The organism is Pseudomonas sp. LBUM1668 (assembly GCF_059695715.1).
The window spans coordinates 4,839,293-4,858,597 of record NZ_CP166787.1 but is presented as its reverse complement, the minus strand read 5'-3'; the positions used below and the strand labels follow the sequence as shown (position 1 = coordinate 4,858,597).

22 protein-coding genes and 1 tRNA gene are annotated in these 19,305 nt (G+C 56.2%); 13 read left to right on the top strand and 10 right to left on the bottom strand.

What is annotated here, in order from left to right; genetic code table 11:
* Nucleotides 1–116: 116 nt before the first annotated feature.
* From cyoA to ACA061_RS21765, 6 genes are all read left to right on the top strand, one after another.
* On the top strand, nt 117–1,058 hold the full coding sequence (gene cyoA, locus ACA061_RS21790) for a ubiquinol oxidase subunit II (RefSeq protein ID WP_150604333.1): 942 nt from the start codon (nt 117–119) through the stop codon (nt 1,056–1,058).
* A 3-nt stretch (nt 1,059–1,061) separates the two neighbouring features.
* Nucleotides 1,062–3,092: a cytochrome o ubiquinol oxidase subunit I gene (gene cyoB, locus ACA061_RS21785; protein WP_150604332.1), complete on the top strand. Its 2,031-nt coding sequence runs from the start codon at nt 1,062–1,064 to the stop codon at nt 3,090–3,092.
* A 3-nt stretch (nt 3,093–3,095) separates the two neighbouring features.
* Nucleotides 3,096–3,719, top strand: a complete 624-nt coding sequence (gene cyoC / locus ACA061_RS21780) for a cytochrome o ubiquinol oxidase subunit III (protein ID WP_042560958.1) — start codon at nt 3,096–3,098, stop codon at nt 3,717–3,719.
* A complete protein-coding gene (cyoD, locus tag ACA061_RS21775) occupies nt 3,719–4,054 on the top strand; it encodes a cytochrome o ubiquinol oxidase subunit IV (protein WP_150592687.1) in 336 nt (111 codons plus the stop codon). The genes cyoC and cyoD overlap by 1 nt, the downstream gene beginning before the upstream one ends.
* Nucleotides 4,055–4,064: 10 nt before the next feature.
* Nucleotides 4,065–4,952: a heme o synthase gene (gene cyoE, locus ACA061_RS21770; RefSeq protein WP_150604331.1), complete on the top strand. Its 888-nt coding sequence runs from the start codon at nt 4,065–4,067 to the stop codon at nt 4,950–4,952.
* Nucleotides 4,953–5,285: 333 nt separating this feature from the next.
* Complete coding sequence (locus ACA061_RS21765) at nt 5,286–5,777, top strand: RidA family protein (RefSeq protein WP_095191598.1); 492 nt, start codon at nt 5,286–5,288, stop codon at nt 5,775–5,777.
* A 68-nt stretch (nt 5,778–5,845) separates the two neighbouring features.
* Here ACA061_RS21765 and ACA061_RS21760 read toward each other — a convergent pair whose 3' ends face one another.
* Together ACA061_RS21760 and ACA061_RS21755 are read right to left on the bottom strand one after the other, a co-directional pair.
* The gene (locus ACA061_RS21760; RefSeq protein ID WP_150616331.1) at nt 5,846–6,550 is read right to left on the bottom strand and encodes a hypothetical protein; all 705 of its coding nucleotides are present in this window, start codon (nt 6,548–6,550) and stop codon (nt 5,846–5,848) included.
* Nucleotides 6,551–6,987: 437 nt separating this feature from the next.
* Nucleotides 6,988–7,791 (bottom strand): HNH endonuclease, encoded by an 804-nt coding sequence (locus ACA061_RS21755; protein WP_497300034.1) that lies wholly within the window; start codon nt 7,789–7,791, stop codon nt 6,988–6,990.
* A gap of 109 nt (nt 7,792–7,900) precedes the next feature.
* On the opposite strand from ACA061_RS21755, the gene ACA061_RS21750 reads away from it, so the two are divergent.
* Entirely contained in the window at nt 7,901–8,782 is an 882-nt protein-coding gene (locus ACA061_RS21750; protein WP_210700205.1) for an exonuclease domain-containing protein, read from the top strand.
* Here ACA061_RS21750 and ACA061_RS21745 read toward each other — a convergent pair.
* A complete protein-coding gene (locus tag ACA061_RS21745; protein WP_497300033.1) occupies nt 8,744–9,151 on the bottom strand; it encodes a GNAT family N-acetyltransferase in 408 nt (135 codons plus the stop codon). The genes ACA061_RS21750 and ACA061_RS21745 overlap by 39 nt on opposite strands.
* A gap of 48 nt (nt 9,152–9,199) precedes the next feature.
* A complete protein-coding gene (locus ACA061_RS21740; protein WP_497300032.1) occupies nt 9,200–10,105 on the bottom strand; it encodes a LysR family transcriptional regulator in 906 nt (301 codons plus the stop codon).
* A gap of 102 nt (nt 10,106–10,207) precedes the next feature.
* On the opposite strand from ACA061_RS21740, the gene ACA061_RS21735 reads away from it, so the two are divergent.
* Complete coding sequence (locus ACA061_RS21735) at nt 10,208–11,392, top strand: aspartate aminotransferase family protein (protein WP_497300031.1); 1,185 nt, start codon at nt 10,208–10,210, stop codon at nt 11,390–11,392.
* A 30-nt stretch (nt 11,393–11,422) separates the two neighbouring features.
* Here ACA061_RS21735 and ACA061_RS21730 read toward each other — a convergent pair whose 3' ends face one another.
* The 4 genes from ACA061_RS21730 to ACA061_RS21715 form a co-directional block, all read right to left on the bottom strand.
* A complete protein-coding gene (locus ACA061_RS21730) occupies nt 11,423–11,677 on the bottom strand; it encodes a type II toxin-antitoxin system prevent-host-death family antitoxin (RefSeq protein ID WP_497300030.1) in 255 nt (84 codons plus the stop codon).
* Nucleotides 11,678–11,848: 171 nt separating this feature from the next.
* Nucleotides 11,849–13,768: an alkaline phosphatase D family protein gene (locus ACA061_RS21725; RefSeq protein WP_497300029.1), complete on the bottom strand. Its 1,920-nt coding sequence runs from the start codon at nt 13,766–13,768 to the stop codon at nt 11,849–11,851.
* 71 nt (nt 13,769–13,839) lie between these two features.
* Nucleotides 13,840–14,568, bottom strand: coding sequence for a hypothetical protein (locus ACA061_RS21720; protein ID WP_497300028.1), 729 nt, complete (start codon nt 14,566–14,568; stop codon nt 13,840–13,842).
* Between the two features lie 109 nt (nt 14,569–14,677).
* A complete protein-coding gene (locus ACA061_RS21715; RefSeq protein WP_497300027.1) occupies nt 14,678–15,145 on the bottom strand; it encodes a hypothetical protein in 468 nt (155 codons plus the stop codon).
* A gap of 27 nt (nt 15,146–15,172) precedes the next feature.
* On the opposite strand from ACA061_RS21715, the gene ACA061_RS21710 reads away from it, so the two are divergent.
* Both ACA061_RS21710 and ACA061_RS21705 read left to right on the top strand, forming a co-directional pair.
* On the top strand, nt 15,173–15,922 hold the full coding sequence (locus ACA061_RS21710) for a hypothetical protein (protein WP_497300026.1): 750 nt from the start codon (nt 15,173–15,175) through the stop codon (nt 15,920–15,922).
* Nucleotides 15,923–16,008: 86 nt separating this feature from the next.
* Nucleotides 16,009–16,647 carry a hypothetical protein gene (locus ACA061_RS21705; protein WP_497300025.1) on the top strand — a complete coding sequence of 213 codons (639 nt, stop codon included), beginning with the start codon at nt 16,009–16,011 and terminating at the stop codon, nt 16,645–16,647.
* Nucleotides 16,648–16,660: 13 nt separating this feature from the next.
* On the opposite strand, the gene ACA061_RS21700 is transcribed toward ACA061_RS21705, so the two are convergent.
* On the bottom strand, nt 16,661–16,990 hold the full coding sequence (locus ACA061_RS21700) for a hypothetical protein (protein WP_042560946.1): 330 nt from the start codon (nt 16,988–16,990) through the stop codon (nt 16,661–16,663).
* Between the two features lie 293 nt (nt 16,991–17,283).
* On the opposite strand from ACA061_RS21700, the gene ACA061_RS21695 reads away from it, so the two are divergent.
* On the top strand, nt 17,284–17,571 hold the full coding sequence (locus ACA061_RS21695; protein WP_497301980.1) for a hypothetical protein: 288 nt from the start codon (nt 17,284–17,286) through the stop codon (nt 17,569–17,571).
* A 104-nt stretch (nt 17,572–17,675) separates the two neighbouring features.
* The gene (locus ACA061_RS21690) at nt 17,676–17,936 is read left to right on the top strand and encodes a DUF6429 family protein (RefSeq protein WP_210554963.1); all 261 of its coding nucleotides are present in this window, start codon (nt 17,676–17,678) and stop codon (nt 17,934–17,936) included.
* A gap of 110 nt (nt 17,937–18,046) precedes the next feature.
* Here the strand turns inward: ACA061_RS21690 and ACA061_RS21685 are convergent.
* A tRNA-Leu gene (locus ACA061_RS21685) sits at nt 18,047–18,131 on the bottom strand.
* A gap of 108 nt (nt 18,132–18,239) precedes the next feature.
* Here ACA061_RS21685 and queA point away from each other — a divergent pair.
* The gene (queA, locus tag ACA061_RS21680) at nt 18,240–19,304 is read left to right on the top strand and encodes a tRNA preQ1(34) S-adenosylmethionine ribosyltransferase-isomerase QueA (RefSeq protein ID WP_497300024.1); all 1,065 of its coding nucleotides are present in this window, start codon (nt 18,240–18,242) and stop codon (nt 19,302–19,304) included.
* Nucleotide 19,305 lies beyond the last annotated feature (1 nt).

Sequence of the window (19,305 nt, the reverse complement as noted above, 5' to 3'; positions counted from 1 at the left end):
CTGACGCGCGACGGGCGGCCCTTATTCAATCCAAAGAAAATGCCAACCCTTGGCAGGGTGAAGTGTTGGCGATCAAAACCCAACTGCATTGCGCAAGCTGCTTTAGAGGTCGTGAGATGAGTAAAAACAGGTACCCCAGATTACTAGGCCTAGTGCCGCTGCTCGGCACGTTGTTGCTGGGAGGCTGCAACATGACCCTGCTCAATCCAACGGGCCAGGTCGGCCTGGAACAGCGCAACCTGATCATCACCGCGACCCTGCTGATGCTGTTGGTCGTCGTGCCGGTTATCGTCATGACCTTCCTGTTTGCCTGGAAGTATCGCGCCTCCAACAAAGACGCCATCTACACGCCGAAATGGTCGCACTCGACCAAAATCGAAGTGGCCGTCTGGACCATTCCGGTTCTGATCATCATCGCGCTGGGTTACATCACCTACATTTCGACCCACGAACTGGACCCGTATCGTCCAATCGAATCCGACGTCAAGCCGATCACCATCGAAGTGGTTGCGCTGGACTGGAAGTGGCTGTTCATCTACCCGGAACAAGGCATTGCCACGGTCAACAAGATCGTGTTCCCGGCGCACACGCCAATCAACTTCAAGATCACCTCCGACGCTGTGATGAACTCGTTCTTCATCCCGGGCCTGGGCGGCCAGATCTACGCGATGGCGGGCATGCAGACCAAACTGCACCTGATCGCTGACCGCAACGCTGAAATGGACGGTATCTCCGCCAACTACAGCGGCGCGGGTTTCACCGGCATGAAGTTCAAAGCCATCTCGACGACTCAGGAAGATTTCGACGCCTGGGTAAATGAAGTCAAGAAGTCACCTAAACAGCTTGATCAAGCTGAATACGCAGCCCTTGCCAAACCGAGCCAGAACAACCCAGTCGAGCTCTACTCGTCGGTCACGCCGAACCAGTTCCAGATCATCGTCGACAAGTACGAAGGTATGAAGCCGGGCAAGCCGCTGAAGCACGAGAAGAAAGAGAAAGAAGTGGCGGCCACGGATATTGACGCGGGTTCGCATTCAGCTGCCGGGGCAGAGGAGTAAACGATGTTTGGTAAATTAAGTTGGGAAGCGGTCCCGTTCCACGAACCGATCGTGATGATTACCATCGCCATGATCGCGCTCGGTGGCGTGGCGCTGTTCGCTGCAATCACCTACTTCAAGAAGTGGACCTACTTGTGGACCGAGTGGTTGACCTCGGTTGACCACAAGAAAATCGGCGTGATGTACATCATCGTCGCCATGGTCATGCTGCTGCGCGGTTTTGCCGACGCCATCATGATGCGTACCCAGTTGGCCATGGCCACCGAGGGTTCGCCTGGCTACCTGCCACCTGAACACTATGACCAGATCTTCACCGCTCACGGTGTGATCATGATCATCTTCATGGCGATGCCATTCTTCACCGGCCTGATGAACCTTGCAGTGCCGCTGCAGATCGGCGCGCGTGACGTTGCCTTCCCGTTCCTGAACTCCCTGAGCTTCTGGCTGCTGGTATCGGGCGTTGTGCTGATCAACCTGTCGCTGGGCGTTGGCGAATTCGCCAAGACCGGTTGGGTTGCTTATCCGCCGCTGTCGGGCCTGCAATACAGTCCGGGCGTGGGGATGGATTACTACATCTGGGCGCTACAGTTATCCGGGTTAGGTACAACGCTGACGGGGGTTAACTTCCTCGCCACCGTGCTGAAAATGCGTACCCCTGGCATGAAACTGATGGACATGCCGATCTTCACCTGGACCTGCACCTGGGCAAACGTTCTGATCGTGGCTTCGTTCCCGATCCTGACCGCTACCCTGGCACTGCTGACCCTTGACCGTTACATGGATTTCCACATTTTCACCAATGAACTTGGTGGCAATCCAATGATGTACGTCAACCTGTTCTGGGCGTGGGGCCACCCTGAGGTATACATCCTGATCCTGCCGGCATTCGGCATTTTCTCGGAAGTCATCTCGGCCTTCACCGGCAAGAAACTGTTCGGCCACCACTCGATGATCTACGCCTCGGGCGCGATCTCGGTACTGGGCTTCATGGTTTGGCTGCACCACTTCTTCACCATGGGTTCGGGTGCCAGCGTCAACGCCTTCTTCGGTCTGGCGACGATGCTGATTTCCATCCCGACGGGTGTGAAGCTATTCAACTGGCTGTTCACCATCTACCAGGGCCGTCTGCGCTTCACCAGCCAGGTTCTGTGGACTCTGGGCTTCATGGTGACCTTCGCCATCGGCGGCATGACCGGCGTACTGCTGGCCATCCCGGGTGCTGACTTCGTTCTGCACAACAGCCTGTTCGTGATCGCTCACTTCCACAACGTGATCATCGGCGGTGCGGTATTCGGTTACATCGCAGGTTTCGCGTTCTACTTCCCGAAAGCGTTCGGCTTCAAGCTGCACGAAGGCTGGGGTAAAGCAGCGTTCTGGTTCTGGATCTCGGGCTTCTTCGTCGCGTTCATGCCGCTCTATGCACTGGGCTTCATGGGCATGACCCGTCGTCTGAACGCCACCACCAACCCTGAGTGGGTACCGTACCTGTACGTTGCCATGTTCGGTGCGGTGATGATCGCTGTCGGTATCGCCTGCCAACTGATTCAGCTGTACGTCAGTGTGCGTGACCGCAACAAGCCAGAGAACATGTGCGAACACGGTGATCCGTGGAATGCACACACCCTGGAATGGTCGACCTCGTCGCCACCGCCGTTCTACAACTTCGCTGTGCTGCCTAAGGCTGACTGCATCGACCCGTTCACCGAAGCCAAGGAAGACGGTACCGCGTACCAGCGTCCGGCCAAGTACGAGCCGATCCACATGCCGAACAACACCGCCACTGGCGTTGTGATGGGCGCGCTGTTGACCGTCTTCGGTTTTGCCATGATCTGGCACATCTGGTGGCTGGCAATCGCGAGCCTGGTAGGCACTGTCGTCTACTTCGTGATCCACGCTGCACGTGACGACCAGGGCTATATGGTTCCGGTTGAAACGATCGAGCGCATCGAAGCCGAGCAGCACAAGCGTCTGGTCGCGGCAGGGAAAATCCCGGCCGGTGCCACCCGTGTTGAAACCTCGTTGGAACAGGCTTAAACCATGTCGAATTTAGTGACCAATGCTGGACACGCCCATGGTGAACATGGGCACGATGACCATCACCACGATTCGGGCGAGATGACCGTATACGGTTTCTGGCTCTACCTGATGACCGACTGCATCTTGTTTGCGTCGATCTTCGCGGTATACGCGGTACTGGTAAACAACGTTGCCGGTGGCCCGTCGGGCCACGACATCTTCGAACTGCCATACGTGCTGGGCGAAACCGCTCTGCTGTTGTTCAGCTCGATCACCTACGGCTTCGCCATGCTGGCGTTGTACAAAGGCAAGAAGCAGCAGGTTCTGGGCTGGTTGTTCATGACCTTCCTGCTCGGCGCTGGCTTCATCGCCATGGAGATCAACGAGTTCCACCTGCTGATCTCCGAGGGCTTCGGTCCTAGCCGTTCGGGCTTCCTGTCCGCGTTCTTCACCCTGGTCGGTACCCACGGTCTGCACGTATCCGCAGGTCTGATCTGGATGGGCATCATGATGTACCAGGTCAACAAGCACGGCCTGACGGCGACCAACAAGACCCGTCTGAGCTGCCTGAGCCTGTTCTGGCACTTCCTGGACGTGGTGTGGATCTGCGTATTCACCGTTGTTTACCTGATGGGGACTCTGTAATGGCTAACGCACACTCCCATGACAGCCATGATGCTGGCCACGGCAGCGCCAAGTCGTACGCCATTGGCTTCATCCTGTCGGTGATCCTGACCGTCATCCCGTTCGGCCTGGTGATGTACCCGACCTTGCCGAAGATGACGACTCTGGCAATCGTCCTGCTGTTCGCAGTGATCCAGGTGATCGTTCACCTGTATTACTTCCTGCACCTGGACCGTTCCATTGCTCAGCGTAACAACGTGATTGCGTTTGTCTTCACGGCCATCGTGATCGTGCTGCTGGTTGGCCTGTCGCTGTGGATCATGTTCAGCATCCACACGTACATGATGGCGAAGTGAGGTAGACCCGATGTCGCTCAAGCACTTTATCCAAATCACCAAACCGGGGATCATTTTCGGTAACGTGCTTTCTGTGGCAGGCGGGTTCTTCCTGGCCTCGAAAGGGCATGTCGATCTGGCGGTGTTTCTGGCAGCCATGATCGGCACCTCCCTGGTTGTAGCCTCCGGTTGCGTGTTCAACAACTGCATCGACCGCGACATCGACCTGAAGATGGAACGCACCAAGAACCGGGTGCTGGTCCAGGGCTTGATCTCCCTGAAACTGGCCCTGATCTACGCGACCATCCTTGGTGTTCTCGGCGTTGCATTGTTGTACAAGGTGGCCAATCCGTTGGCCGCCCTGTTCGCGGTAATCGGCTTCGTGATCTACGTCGGCTTCTACAGCCTGTACCTCAAGCGCAAGTCGGTTCACGGCACGCTGGTGGGTAGTCTGTCGGGCGCCATGCCGCCAGTGATCGGTTACGTCGCTGTAACCAATAGCTTCGACATGGCCGCGCTGGTCCTGCTGGTGATGTTCAGCCTGTGGCAGATGCCGCATTCCTACGCCATCGCGATCTTCCGCTTCAACGATTACCTGGCCGCATCGATTCCGGTGCTGCCAGTGAAGCGCGGGATTCAAGTGGCCAAGAAGCACATCCTGCTCTACATCCTGGCGTTCCTCGTGGCGACCTTGATGCTGACCTTCAGCGGCTACGCCGGCATGAGCTACCTCGCCGTCGCCGCCGCGATGGGCATGTACTGGCTGTACATGGCCTGGACCGGTTACAAGGCAGTGGATGACACGGTCTGGGCACGCAAGCTGTTCGTGTTCTCGATCTTCACCATCACTGCGTTGAGCGTCATGATGTCCCTGGACTTCAAGGTGCCAAGCGAGTTGTTGCTGACGTACGCGCCGTAAGGTTTACAGATTGTACAAGAAACCCCGCCATCGAGAGATGTGCGGGGTTTTTTGTTGGCTGACCTTCGGTGATTGAGGCGCCATCAATCGCGAGCAGGTACCACCTCCACGCGATACCGTTGTAGGAGCTGCGGTACGCTGCGATCTTTTGATTCTGATCTTTAAAACTACAATCAAAATCAAAAGATCGCAGCGTGCCGCAGCTCCTACAGGGTTTAGTTGCGGTATCGGAGTAAACCCCCTAGATTCGGATCCAACCAGGACAGTGATAGCGCCATGCCATTTCCCGGATGCTCAACTGTTTTTCATGCACCGATAAAGAGGCTGGGCGAAATGACTGAAAGGATGACCTGCGACGAACGCTTCATTGCCCTGGCACAAGAGCTGAACTACGACATCTACGGTGAGAACACAGCCGGTGGCAATTACGCGCCGCTGATCCGTCATCACGATGAGCTGTACATCAGCGGCATGGTGCCACGCACTCACGGCAAGATTCAGTATCCCGGTCGGGTTGGCCTGGAGTTGACGCTCAAGGATGCGCAAGCCGCCGCGAGCATCAGCGCGATGCGTTGTCTGGCGTTGATCGTTGACGCAGTCGGTTCGCTGGACAAGATCCGGGCGTTGTTGCGGGTCACGGTGTACGTGAAGTCCACGCCTGACTTTGTTGACCTGAGTGAAGTGGCCAACGGCGCGTCGGATGTGTTCAGCCATGTGCTCGGCGATGCTGGTCGGCACACGCGCACCACGGTGGGTGTCTATCAGTTGCCGAAGAATGCGGCGATTGAAGTCGACATGATTGTGGCGTTGCACTCGGGCGCATAATCCTCGCGCCGGAAAACAAAAAGCCCCGCCTGATCACTCAGCGCGGGGCTTTTCCGTCAGCGTGGCCTTTACTGCGCGGCGATGCTGAAGCCATCAAACGCGGTCTGCTGTTGCAGGGCGGTGATGATGTTCTTGCGATTCACGGCGTGTTCGGTACCGGCATTGTCGACGAATGTTTCGCCATCGACTTCGGCTTCCTCACCTTCACCGACGAAGGTGAAACCAAGGAACTCCAGCGCTTCACGGTCAACATTCAGACGCGAGCGTGGCGTGCGCAATGGCAGGGTCACGCTGCTGCCATCCTTGCTGATGGTGAAGATTTCGACTTCTTTCTTCGCACGTGCCGCTTTGCTCTTGCCGCCACTCGGGTTGCTGATCGCCTGATGGGTCTGGTTCAGCACTTTGAGCGCCAGGCCGTAAACGATTTCCTGGAAAGCCGGATCGTCCTTGAAGCTGGAGAGGATGCGGCCGATCGAGAACTTGCTGCTCAGGTCTTCGAGGGCGGCGATGTCGGCAGCCTCGGCATCCTTGAGGCTCTTGAGTTCGCCCATCAGCTCGTAGGCCTTGTCGTCATCGAAGCGGTCGTGAGCTTCACGGATCGCCGTGCGCAGTTCACGGATCTGGTCGCTCTCGCGGCTCGACTGGAACGCGTCCAGCACCATCTCGCTGATGATTTTGGCTTGTGGCAGGTGTTGTGAAAGATTGATGGAGTTTTCGTATTCCGCTTTGGACGATTCGGTGACTACGGATTCAGCGGTGTTGAAATCGGACATTGAAATTTCACTACTTTTTAACTTGAGTGGAGATGAGCAAGCACGGGGCTTTTTCAGGTCGACTAATTTAGGGGAGCGGGGCGACGTTGTCACGGAGCAACGGGCTGGTGGTGCGGATTATTTTTTGCGTGTTCCCGCCAATCGAAGGTGGCGTAGCCAATCGGGCCTGTTGTTTGCAAAGGCTCTGCACTAGCCAGTAACGCTAAAGCAATTGAAGGCTATCAGCCCGCAAACTGAACCTGATAGTGCCGATTTGATCAGCAGCAAATCCGAAGCTGCGCCCGCTCCGGACACGCCTTAGCTAGATAAGTGAAGTAGCTACTCATAGCAAACAGGAAATGCAGCAGCAAAACACACGCTTGGAAAGATGAAGCTTGGAGTTTCGGCGGCAGGACGCTAAGCAAAGCCCTCCATGCCAGGCCTACGGATTGGAGACCTTAAAGTTCCCATCCATACCACTTGTGGCTTCTTTTCAAATAATCAGTCCCGGGAGCCAGATTGAGTGGCGTGGGCAAGTTGATTGATCGCCCATGAAGCCGGGTAGAAAGATTGTGATCGCTTTCAGTGTAAGGGCCGTCTTCTAGTTCCATATCGCCATAAATGAGATTCAGGTTCAGATCCAAGGTGATGATTCCCCGGTCAAACAATCTGTGGTGATTGGCGTTCAATAAGATGCCGTTTCGTACATCGAGCCTTTCTGTCTCGGTACTTTGGCTCCAGGGCAGGATGTGACAAGCCTCCAGGACCTGTGTAAAGGTCGTATCAGTCAATGCGCATCGATATCCATAAGCTTTAAGGAGGGCTGTTCTGAAAAGACGTTGAATTTTCCCTCGCACTTTTACCATCGAATAGATCTCGCCTGCACTGGATGGGCTTTGCAGAAGCTCGTTGGCCAACTGCTCCCCGGTAAAGCCTAGTGCCGCGTAACCGAAGGGATTTTCCTGAGCATTCCACGGAAATTGTTGAACCTCCGTCCGTTGTTGCGCAATCAATCGATAGTCGTGCACGACACAACCTTGCCCGGGAGTTTTTGTGCCGCTGTTCACTACAACCATTGTCAGAGGAGGGAAGTCATTTTCCAGACAATAGTCTTGAATCTCTAACAAGACATATCGACATGCCCGGTGATGGATGCCGAGAAGCGCTCCCAATTCACCGTAAGTCAGCGCCGTTCCTTGAATCGCATGCCCTGTCAAAATTGGCCATGCGCGTGCTGCGCGCTCTTCTTGATTGATCTTCATCTCGCCACTCCCTGTGCTTTTTACATATGAGACTGGATGATGGCATATTGGAATTCTAAGCGGTATCCGTCATGGGATGATGTATCAGGTTCGACATGGAGATTTTCAGATGAATTTTGTAGCGATCGACGTTGAAACCGCTAATGCCGATATGGCATCGATCTGTCAGATCGGTATCGCTTGTTTTGAGAATGGAGTGCTCACTAAAGAATGGAAAACGCTGGTCGATCCAGAGGATTACTTTAGTGAGATCAACATTGGTATTCACGGTATCGACGAACACGATGTCAGGGACGCGCCGAGACTTTTGGACATTGTCGGATTGCTCCGTAGCTATCTCGAAGGAGCTATCTGCGTATGTCATACCCATTTTGATCGGATATCCCTTGATCGAGCTTTTACTAAATATGGTTTGCCGAAGATGAATATCGATTGGCTGGATTCGGCAAGAGTTGCCCGGAGGAGCTGGCAGCAGTTCTCGAGTAAGGGGTATGGCCTCAAAAGTGTCGCGGCGCACATCGGTTACTCGTTTCAACATCATGATGCTCTCGAAGATGCCAAAGCGGCGGGATACATCCTGCTAGCGGCGGTGCAGGCTACTGGAATTAGTGTCTCTGATTGGCGGCAGCGTATTAGTCAACCGCTACTCATTGGGGTTGAGGTTGCGCAGAATCTGGACGGAATTTTGCTGGATGAGGTGATTTGTTTCACCGGAAGTCTGAGCCTGGTCAGAAAAGAAGCTGAAGCGATGGCGTTGAATTGTGGGTGTGCTGTGGGTAGCGGGGTGACTCAAAAGACTACGCTTCTGGTCGTCGGTGATCAGGATGTCGTTAGATTGGCCGGCAAAGAAAAAAGCGCGAAACATCTGAAAGCAGAACAACTAATCTTAAGTGGCCACAACATCCGAATACTGAAAGAAAGTGATTTTATTGCTCTGATGGCAAACTCGATTTCAGTAGCGAGTACGAGTCCGCTCCATCGCGATCACTGAGGTCTCAAACCCCAGACCGGCAAAAAACGCCTCCGCACCTTCACGGCCAGCCCGCAGCACCCAAGTGATGTCGGGGTTGTCGCCCATGATGTGCTCGACCAATGCCCGGCCAATCCCTCGACGTCGATGTTGCCCGTCGACCACGACCATCGACAGGTAACCATTGGACAAGCTATCGGTGATGCCGCGAGCGAAGCCGATGATCTGTTCGCCGTCCAACGCGACGGCAGTGCGTTGGGAATTCCTGACAAGTTGCGCAAAGTAATCGCTGGACCCTGTCCGGTGTCCCCAGCCATTTTGCCCAAGAAACTGTCGAACCGACTCTACTTCGGCGGGCAGGACGTCGCGTACGTTCGGGTTGTCGTTCATCGGTGGGGCGACTCCTTGTCGGTGATCATTCGAGGATGGTTTTCTGAATCAGGCTCTACCCCAAGCCCTCATCGCAAACTCGACAAAGCGCCGAAGCTTGGGCAGTCGATACCGATCCGGGGCGTAGAGCAGGTGCAATGGGCGGCTCGGCGGCTGGTATTCAGGGATGACCGTCACCAGTCTGCCGTCGCGCAGATCCTGTTCCACCAGTGCATCGGGCAGCATCACGATGCCCATGCCGGTGCGTGCGGCCTGATGTAAACCGGCGGAGCTGTTGATCAGCATCGGGCCGCTGACGTCGACCATGATTTCCCCTTCCGGGCCGCTTAGGCGCCAGCGTTTCTCTACCGATTGCCAGTCATCGCCAGTGGGGTAGGCGAAGGCCAGGCAGTCATGCTGCTGCAATTCTTGCGGCGTAAGCGGCATGCCGCGTCGTGCGACATATTCCGGCGATGCGCATACGGTCAGGGTGTAATCGATCAGCGGCCGGGCAATCAGGTTGGACTGCTCGAAGTGGCCCAGTCGAAAGGCGACGTCGAGGCCACTTTCCAGCAGATCCGGACGGCTGTTGGTCAGCACCACGTCGAGTTTGACCTTCGGCCATTGCAGCGAATATTCACTCAGTGCCGGGGCCAGCCGTTCAACGCCGAAGGTCAGCGGCGCGGTAATGCGCAGGATGCCGCGTGGCTCATCGAGCGCCTGTTCGGCGAGGCGTTCGGAGTCCGCCACGAGCCCCAATACATCCAGACAACGCTGGTAGTAAACGCTGCCGAATTCGGTGAGCCGTTGCCGCCGGGTAGTGCGTTGCAGCAATTGCACACCGAGCCGTTGCTCCAGCGCGCGCAGATGATTTCCTACCATCGTCGTCGACATATCGCACTGCAACGCGGCCGCCGTCATGCTTCCGGCTTCAACGACTTTGACGTAGACGTTCATCGACTGGAACAAATCCATTATCAAGCCCAGCTTCTAAATGATTGAAGTTTTACCGAGTTTATCCAGTTCTGGTGGCTAACCATACTGCAAACACACCGACCTTCACTGGAGTTTGAAGTCATGACCGCCGCCCTGATGAACACTTACCAACCGCTGGCCCTGAGCTTCACCAAGGGGCTGGGCACACGTCTGTGGGATCAGGCTGGCCGCGAGTATCTGGATGCGGTCGCTGGGGTCGCCGTGACCAACGTCGGCCACTCGCACCCGCGGATCGTGGCGGCCATCAGCGAGCAGGCCGGACTGCTACTACACACTTCAAATCTGTACAGCATCAATTGGCAGCAGCAATTGGCAAAACGGTTGACCGAACTGTCGGGGATGGAGCGGGCGTTCTTCAACAATTCCGGGGCCGAGGCCAATGAAACTGCACTGAAACTGGCACGGCTCTACGGCTGGCGCAAAGGCATCGAACAGCCGCTGGTGGTGGTGATGGCCAACGCGTTTCATGGCCGCACGCTCGGCACGCTGTCTGCCAGCGACGGGCCGGCGGTGCGTTCGAGCTTCAGTGAACTGCCGGGTGATTTCGTCAAAGTGCCGTTCGGTGATCTCGCCGCGCTGGAACAGGTTCAGCGCAAGCACGGCGAGCGGATCGTGGCGATTCTGGTCGAGCCGATTCAGGGCGAAGGCGGCGTGCAACTGGCGCCGCCCGGTTACCTAAAAGCCCTGCGCGACATCTGTAACCGGCGTGCCTGGCTGCTGATGCTTGACGAGATCCAGACCGGTATCGGCCGCACTGGCCAGTGGTTTGCGTTCCAGCACGAAGGCATCGTCCCGGACGTCATGACGTTGGCCAAAGGACTCGGCAATGGCGTGCCGATCGGTGCGTGTCTTGCGCGCGGCAGGGCGGCGGATCTGTTTACGCCGGGCAGTCATGGCAGCACGTTTGGCGGAAACCCATTGGCCTGTCGGGTTGGCTGCACCGTGCTGGATATCATCGAAGAACAAGGCCTGCTGGAGAACGCCCAAGTGCAGGGTGAGCGCCTGTTGACGCGGTTACGCGCAGAGTTGGCGGACAACCCCAATGTGTTGGCGATTCGAGGGCAGGGATTGATGATCGGCATCGAGCTGAAACAGCCGATTCGGGATTTGACACTGATCGCGGCACGGGATCATGGGCTGCTGATCAACGTCACGCGCGGCAAGACGATACGGCTGCTGCCGCCGCTGACGATTGATGAGCGGGAGGTGGGGATGATTGTTCGGGGTGTCGGGCGGACGTTGGGTAATAGCATTGCGACTGGTTAGTAGTGATATCCGTTGCCCTGAGACCGATTTTTATTCTTCGATCAACTGTCTGGCTTGAGTTTCCCCTACCCGCTTTTCGCCAATCGATTTGACCAATCGCTCGGCGTTAGCGGGAGAGCGCAGCAAATAGGCTGTTTCTTCGAGTGCGTTGTATTCCGCTAGCGACATAATGACGATGGGCAGGCCTTTTTGCCGAGTAATGAGAACTGGCGCTCGGTCTTCATTGACGCGATCCATCGTCTCAGAGAGGTGCGCACGGGCTGTTGTGTAGTTGATGGTTTGCATAAAGTTGTATTCGCCGGAGATGCTTCGCAAAAGAGGTTTCTGCGAGAAAAGCTATTGTCATCGAAGTCTCGCCGAGACGTTTCTGCTTTGGGTGTAGTCCTGTTCCGTCAGCTTTGCCATCCAGAATCCTGATTGCGGTGCACTGATGGTTCGGTAATTCTTCCCGCATGATCAGTCCGGATAATCCGCCAAATCCGGCGCCATCATCCGCGTCTTCGGCGCGCCGTTCGAGTTGTGCTGAATGATCTCTCGCGGCTGTCCCTGTTCATTGAAAAACACCTGACCGATCCCCGCCGAATTCCATAACCGTTCGCCGGCTTCAGCATGTTCTGGCGTGTACGGCACGATGCGCATAAGCCTGCGTTTGGTGAACCAGTTCAGCGGTGAGCGGGGTGAGTAGAGCCAGCGGTTGAGGCGATCAAACCACTCCAGCAATGTAGGCGGGAACTCGTTCTTGATGCCGCTGCTGGTGATCTGCCAGATTCGCGGGCCGGCCTTACGGTGTCGGATAAGTACTTCGTAGACGAAGGAATAATGCACATCGCCGGACAGCACCACGTAGTTTCCCGGCGTGCGCGAGTGTCGGAAAATGTTCAGGATCACCTGCGCGGCGCCCCGGTGGGCCATCCAGTTTTCGGCATCGACCAGCAATGGAAAACCGCACCAGCTAAAGATTTTTTGCACGGTTTCAATCAGCTTCACACCGAAGATCGGCGCGGGTGAAACGATGATCGCCGACGGGTGATCGAGCAACTCCTGCTGCAGTTCGCTCAACGCTTCCCAGTCGAGCAGTCCTGATGGTTGCTTGAGCGCCATTTCGCTGCGCCAGCGTCGGGTCCGGGTGTCGATGACTACAAGCGCCGGGCTGGTGGGCAGCACGAAATGCCAGTGCTGAAAGCGCAGCAACTCATCAATCAGATCATCCTGCACCGGGCTATCGAGGTAATGGTCATCGCCGCTGGCAATCAGACGACGAGTCTTCACCAGCACATCCTTGAAAGCGTCCGGGTTATTGCCCCAGCCCTGGCACAACATGTAGGCGATCAACGCATTGCCGATGATGCGTTTGGAGAACGGATGGCCGTAGGCCGTTTCCTCCCATTGCGCGGACAGATTCCAGTCATCGGTAATGTCGTGGTCGTCAAAAATCATCAGGCTCGGCAGATGCGCCAGCGCCCGGGCGACGTTGCCCAGGCCAGCCTTGAAGGCGTCGATGCGCGTCTGTTCGAGGGTATAGCGCTTGAGTCGTTCGGGCGTGAGCGTTGGCGCTGTCGGGTTGATCAGTGTCCACGCGACCGGCGACCACACCAGCAGATACATCGCCATGACTTCAGCGAAAGTCACCAGGTGATTGTCGGCGCTGCTGCTGGTGAAAATCGGCTTACGCGCACCGCCGAAAAATCGCTCGCGCAATGTCTCGTTGCTCTCAAGCGCGGGTAATAAATCCGCACGATGGTAGTAGCTCGCCGGATGGTCGTAGAGCTTGGCGCTGTCGCTGACCACGGCGCCTTCGAGGTGTTCGTCGAACAGGCCAAGGCGTCCGATCAAGGCATGAATCGCTCGCAGCGTGGGCCCGGCGACGTCATCGGCGTAGACCTGATCGCCACTCATCATCAGCAGCGCCGGGCGCTGTTGCGGATCGGTTTCGGCGGCCAGCAGTTGGTCGACGCAGAGCAAACCATCCACCGCCGGATGATGCGGCTTACGGCAAGAGCCGTGCAGCAACTGGTCGATCCGCGAACGCACCACGAAGTTTGGACACTTGGCGTCGCCATACAACAGATGCGGCGCCCAATCGGCGATGCCCTCGTCGCCATCAATCAACACGTCGTAATCGACAAACTCGTCGAGGGGCAGGGCGGTTTCCAGGCTGACATCAATGAGATGAACGAATGCGCGAGTGCCTACGGGAATGACCGTGCATTTCTCGGCATCGAGAGGAATGTCTCCTACACCTTGCACGCGCAAAGTCAGCGACAGTTGGCGCGTGCCAACCAGCCACAGCACCAGTCGCTTGGGCTCCAGCCGTCGCAACAACGGGCCGGCCAAAACCGGAGGCAGCGGGGTCAGTTCATCAAGTGTTGGGGACATCCGGGGACAAGACTCAAGGCGCACGGCCGGCGATGATAGCGCAGCCGGCGCCTTGAACGCTTAAGCGAGGCTTAAGAGTCGGCTTTTTGCAGTTTCAGACCGAGCAGACGCCATTCGGGCGGTATCGCGTCAACTCTCGGCAGCTCTTGCAAGGAGCAGTCGAAACGGTAGGTGACATCGTCGCCGGTCATGTTGCGAGCGATGACGGTGTTGCTGAAGGTGTAAACCTGATCCTTGAAACGGTGGCTGACGAGGGTCTTGCTGTCAGCAAAGCGAGCCGAGGCGGGGAAGCGCAATGTGCCGGTAACGTACGGGCTGCACATGACATACGCGAGCATCGACTTGTCGGCTTGTGCGTCACTGCGAAACTTTTTGCTCAACGCCGCGAGGGCTTTGCGCCCCTCATCGTCACTTTGGTCGAGCACGGTTTGTACCGCCATCGACTTCGGCGCTCGGCTGGCGTAGTTCGGCAGCAAGGCAGAGTCGGCGGGCGAAGGCTTGTCATCCGGTTCGATGGCGGCAAACACCGGCGCATCTTTCAGGGCAGCGGGAGGGGTGACTGATTCGGCTTCGGGCAACAGCGAAGTGGGTTCGGCCTCCTGCGTCTGCACGGTTTCGTAATCATGTGAAGAAGGAAACAGCGACAAGGTGATCGACAGCACCACCATGGCCACAATAAAACCACCGGCCGCGCCAACAATGTTGCCGTAGAAAATATTCCAGCTGCCACGGTTCTTCACCACCCAGCGCCACATGAAACCCCAGGCCGCGACAAACGCCAGAAAACGCAGAAACTCCATTTGATCCTTTCCTTAAACCTTCAAAATCCTGAAAGCAGCACACCGCGATGATGAGCCCTGACGATGGGCGGCAAGATATCAAAATAGAAGTCTGGTGCCACGAGGACATTTACATCAAATGGCCGGGGTGGACTATTTGAGCGAAAAACATCAATACAGTCACGCCGGCCACAACGCCGCAAACGCCTGCGAGAAGTTGGCGTGCGATCGGATGTTCAATCCCTGAGCGGCGCGCCACCCACATCCATGCACCTGCCAGAGCCGCGGCGATTGTCAGGAATTCAAACACCGTCCACATGCCCTCTGGACGGGGCGGGCGAGATGATCCGAGCAGTCCGATGTAAAGCTCCGAGAAGACCAGACCCACCATCATGCCGCTGGCGGCGCCCAGCGCATTGGCGACTATCAGATTCCACGCCCCCCGATGCCGGACGACCCACACCCACATTGCCGCCCAAGCCAAAAAGAAAACCGCCCAATCCATCGTATTCTTCCTTTTTAAATCGACACCGGTTGAGGCTGTTGGCACCGCACCGACAGTGGACGGCAAGATAGCAAAATAGTAGCGTCGCGCCACTCACTTGATTCCCGTAATGGACTACACATGTCGACTATCACGTCAGCCTTACGCTTGCTCTGCGGACTTTCCTTCGCCGTCGGCATGAGCCCGGCCATCGCCGCAGTGCAAGAAAATCCGCAAAACAGTTGGGACTATTACTTCGCCAATTGCCAGCGTATGCAGGAAAAAATGGCCGACGTCCAGAGCGGTCGGGTTCCGGGTGCTTTTGAGGTGATGTTTGATCTGGAAGGCAGCCTGCGGTCCATGGCTCAACGCCGCTCGAACCTGGCCCCGCAACACCTCGGCTCCCGCGAATTCGCGCAATGCGAAAACGTCGCCGCCCAGGCCGAAGCGACGATTGCCCAAGGCAAAGCCGAGTTCGCCGCCAAAATGGAGCGTGGCGTACAGGAAGGCAGAATTGCCCACCAGAACTCCCCCGAATACCAACGCGCCCGCTCCCTCGGCTTCAGCGACGTCGGCGATATCTCCTTCCTGAAACTGCACGAAGACACCGAAGGTGAAGCACGCCTGAAAACCATGCTGATCACCGTCGACGAAGTCTGCGGCCAATACTTCCGCGCCACGCAATATGTGAAGCCGTATGTGATCTACACCGTTCGGCCGTCGGATGGTGGGTGTGGCGAGGTAAAGCGCGTGGCGGTGGTGGGCGGTCGAGCGGTGGAGAAGGGTGACTACATTGATGAGAAAGGCGAGTTTCAGTATGTGGGGTGGAAGAAGCTTGCAGGCGCGGATGGCTTCCCGACAGACATTCGGGTGCTGAAGTTACTGCGTTAGTTAGTGTGGCTGGGTAACTTTTTTCCAGGAATTGCTACTTTAGAACTCCTGTAAAAAGATAAATGTAATGAGTTGGTGGAGCGTCGATGTTAAAGATCATATGGAACATAATCGCGGGTGCTGCTGTTTTGTCCGGGTTGTACCAAGGGTACGCTACTTATAAAGTGCCAAAGGCAGAAGTGTCATTGGCGTACAGTGTCTCGGATTTCAATTTTCCCCCTTCATTGACATCTGTTTTCGATGAGAGCGGTGACAGAAAGTTGTTGGAAGCCAGTTACTCAGACGTCGTCAAGTACTCCGGAATAAATTCCATTGCTTACGCCGGGTTGCATAATGAGGGCGATAAATCGGCGGCTGACATCCGAGTGACCTTCCCGACAGCCCGACTGATCACCGTCGAACCCGAAAGATCCAAGGCCTATGAAGTCCGGGATGGAGCTAACGTGATCATTGAGAAGCTCGCCCCTGGAGAATCGGTCTATATCAGGGCGTGGCTGAATGATTCGGCGGAGAAGGCGCTGGACAAAATATCTTCAGTCCATTCCGAAGGAGCGGTTGAGTTGTCGCCACTCACAGAGGTACCCAAAAGTTCGTTAACTAAAAATGACACAGCGTTTTACGGGATGTTTGCAATTGCCGTCATGCTGCTTTTGCTTGCAATATTTCTGGCCTATAACCTTTATTGGACTCATGAAGACCCCAAAGCCAGTTCTTCCCGCGCCTGATGACGCTTGAATCTCAAAGAATGTCTTTCAAGTAACCCTTGAGTGCAAGGAGCGGCTGATCAAGCTGCTCCAGCGATTGCGCCTGGCTGAAATCGGCGGATAGCTTATGTAACTCACGCCCCAAAGGTTTCTCGACACCGCCCAAGGCGTCCATCGCCAGACCAAGACACTCGTTCATCTTCAACTGAATGGTCTCGACATCACCCCGCCGCACCAGCAACTCGAAAATGTCCTTCTGGTAATCACCCATGACCATGTCGTCCCGCAAAATCGGGCTCAGGCCTTCTTCCTCGTAAGCGAGCTTGAGGGAGAAGAGGGCGACTGTTTCCAGTGACGTTTCCATGGGGTGCCTTTTGCGATGTCCTTCGTAACAAGAGATGAGGGTTCTGGGGGCAGCCAACGCTGCACCGGGGACGGGCGCGATTATACGTATCCGACTGCATTCGGGGGAGTGATCAACAACGATACCGCCCACTTCGGTACAGCCAGGACTCGAGAGTGGTGACGCTGCATTCAAAGCAGTTCTGATAAATTCTCCATCGCTAAAATCGCTGACATGGAGTCATGCATGGCAAAGCCATTCGCACAAATAACCGAACCCAAAACGCAGCAGTTGCGACCATCGGCACCGCAAGGATGAAAAAGTTACTGGTCGGGGCGGCGCTCGTGATGGGGGCTATGCTCTACAGCGGCTACTACCAAGCCCTTGAAGACGGTGACATTGAAACCATCCTGTTTATCAAAAAGCATCCGACGTGGCAGATGAGGTTCTACAACATCCACGCCAACGACGGGGAGATCAGGCAAGTGGAACGGCTTACGGACGAGGAGCGAAAAATGATCATGGATTACTGTCGGTATCGACTGGGGCTCGATACGGCGCTGAGAACGCAGGATGATGTTGAGAGATGCAGAATTAAATAGCCCCGTTCGATAAGGGTTACGGGTACAGGCCCGGTCGAATGGGAATCGGAGTTGTGCCCCCACAAACTCGACGTTAAATGTTGAACGCAAGCGGAGTGACGACCATGGAATACGACGACAAGCTGATGGAGGATGCCGTGCTCGCCCTGTTGGCAGCTTTAAGTTCAGATGACGGCAATGCCTGGAAAGGCTTCGACTTCGAGATCATGAACCGATTGCATGAGCAGGGTTTCATCAGTAATCCGGTGAACAAGAACAAGTCGATCTGGTTGACAGATGAAGGCATGCAGCGAGGTCGGAAGATAGCTGAGCGGTTGTTTGGGGGGAGTGCACAAGCTGAGCCCGCTTCCAGCCCTGAGACCTGATCTCATGCGGCTTCTTCGGCTGGATGCATCTGAAAATCATCTAGCCGAGGGCAACCAGTTTTCTACAGACGAAAAAAAAGGCCTTGCCTAAGCAAGACCTTTCTTAATTTTGGTGCCCCGAGGGAGACTCGAACTCCCACTCCTTTCGAAAACGGATTTTGAATCCGCCGCGTCTACCAATTCCGCCATCAGGGCTCAATGGCGGCGAAGTATAGAGATGAGATTACCGTTGGTCAATCACGTTTCATGGTCAATTTTCGATATTTCCGCTAGACTTTCGGCCCCTGCTAGACGAACCCCATCATGCGCGTTGCTGACTTTACCTTCGAACTCCCTGATTCGCTGATCGCCCGCCACCCTTTGGCCGAGCGTCGCGGTAGTCGCCTGTTGACCCTTGATGGGGTCAGCGGTGCTCTGGCACACCGTCAATTCACTGATTTGCTTGAGCATTTGCGCTCGGGCGATTTGATGGTGTTCAACAATACCCGGGTGATTCCGGCGCGGCTGTTCGGGCAGAAAGCGTCCGGTGGCAAGCTGGAAATCCTCATCGAACGGGTACTCGATACGCATCGCGTACTGGCGCATGTGCGTTCCAGCAAGTCGCCGAAGCCGGGTTCGAAGATTCTCATCGATGGCGGTGGCGAAGCCGAGATGCTTGCGCGTCATGACGCGTTGTTCGAGTTGGGCTTTGACGAAGAAGTGCTGCCGCTGCTTGATCGCGTCGGGCACATGCCGTTGCCTCCTTATATAGACCGCCCGGATGAAGGCTCGGATCGCGAGCGTTATCAGACGGTGTACGCCGAGCGCTTGGGCGCGGTGGCGGCGCCGACGGCGGGGCTGCATTTCGATCAGTCGCTGATGGAGGCGATTGCCGCCAAAGGCGTCGAGACTACATTCGTCACGCTGCACGTTGGCGCTGGTACGTTCCAGCCAGTGCGCGTCGAGAAGCTTGAAGATCACCACATGCACACTGAGTGGCTGGAAGTCGGCCAGGACGTGGTCGATGCAGTCGCCGCGTGCCGTGCGCGCGGTGGTCGAGTGATTGCCGTGGGCACCACCAGCGTGCGTTCGCTGGAGAGTGCGGCGCGCGATGGTGTGCTCAAGCCGTTCAGCGGCGACACCGATATCTTTATCTTCCCGGGCCGGCCGTTCCATGTGGTCGATGCCCTGGTGACCAATTTCCATTTGCCTGAATCCACGCTGTTGATGCTGGTTTCGGCCTTCGCCGGTTACCCCGAAACCATGGCCGCCTATAAGGCTGCCGTCGATCACGGTTACCGCTTTTTCAGCTACGGTGATGCGATGTTCATCACCCGAAATCCCGCGCCGACTGCCCCTAGTGAATCGGACCCAGAGGAAACAGTATGAG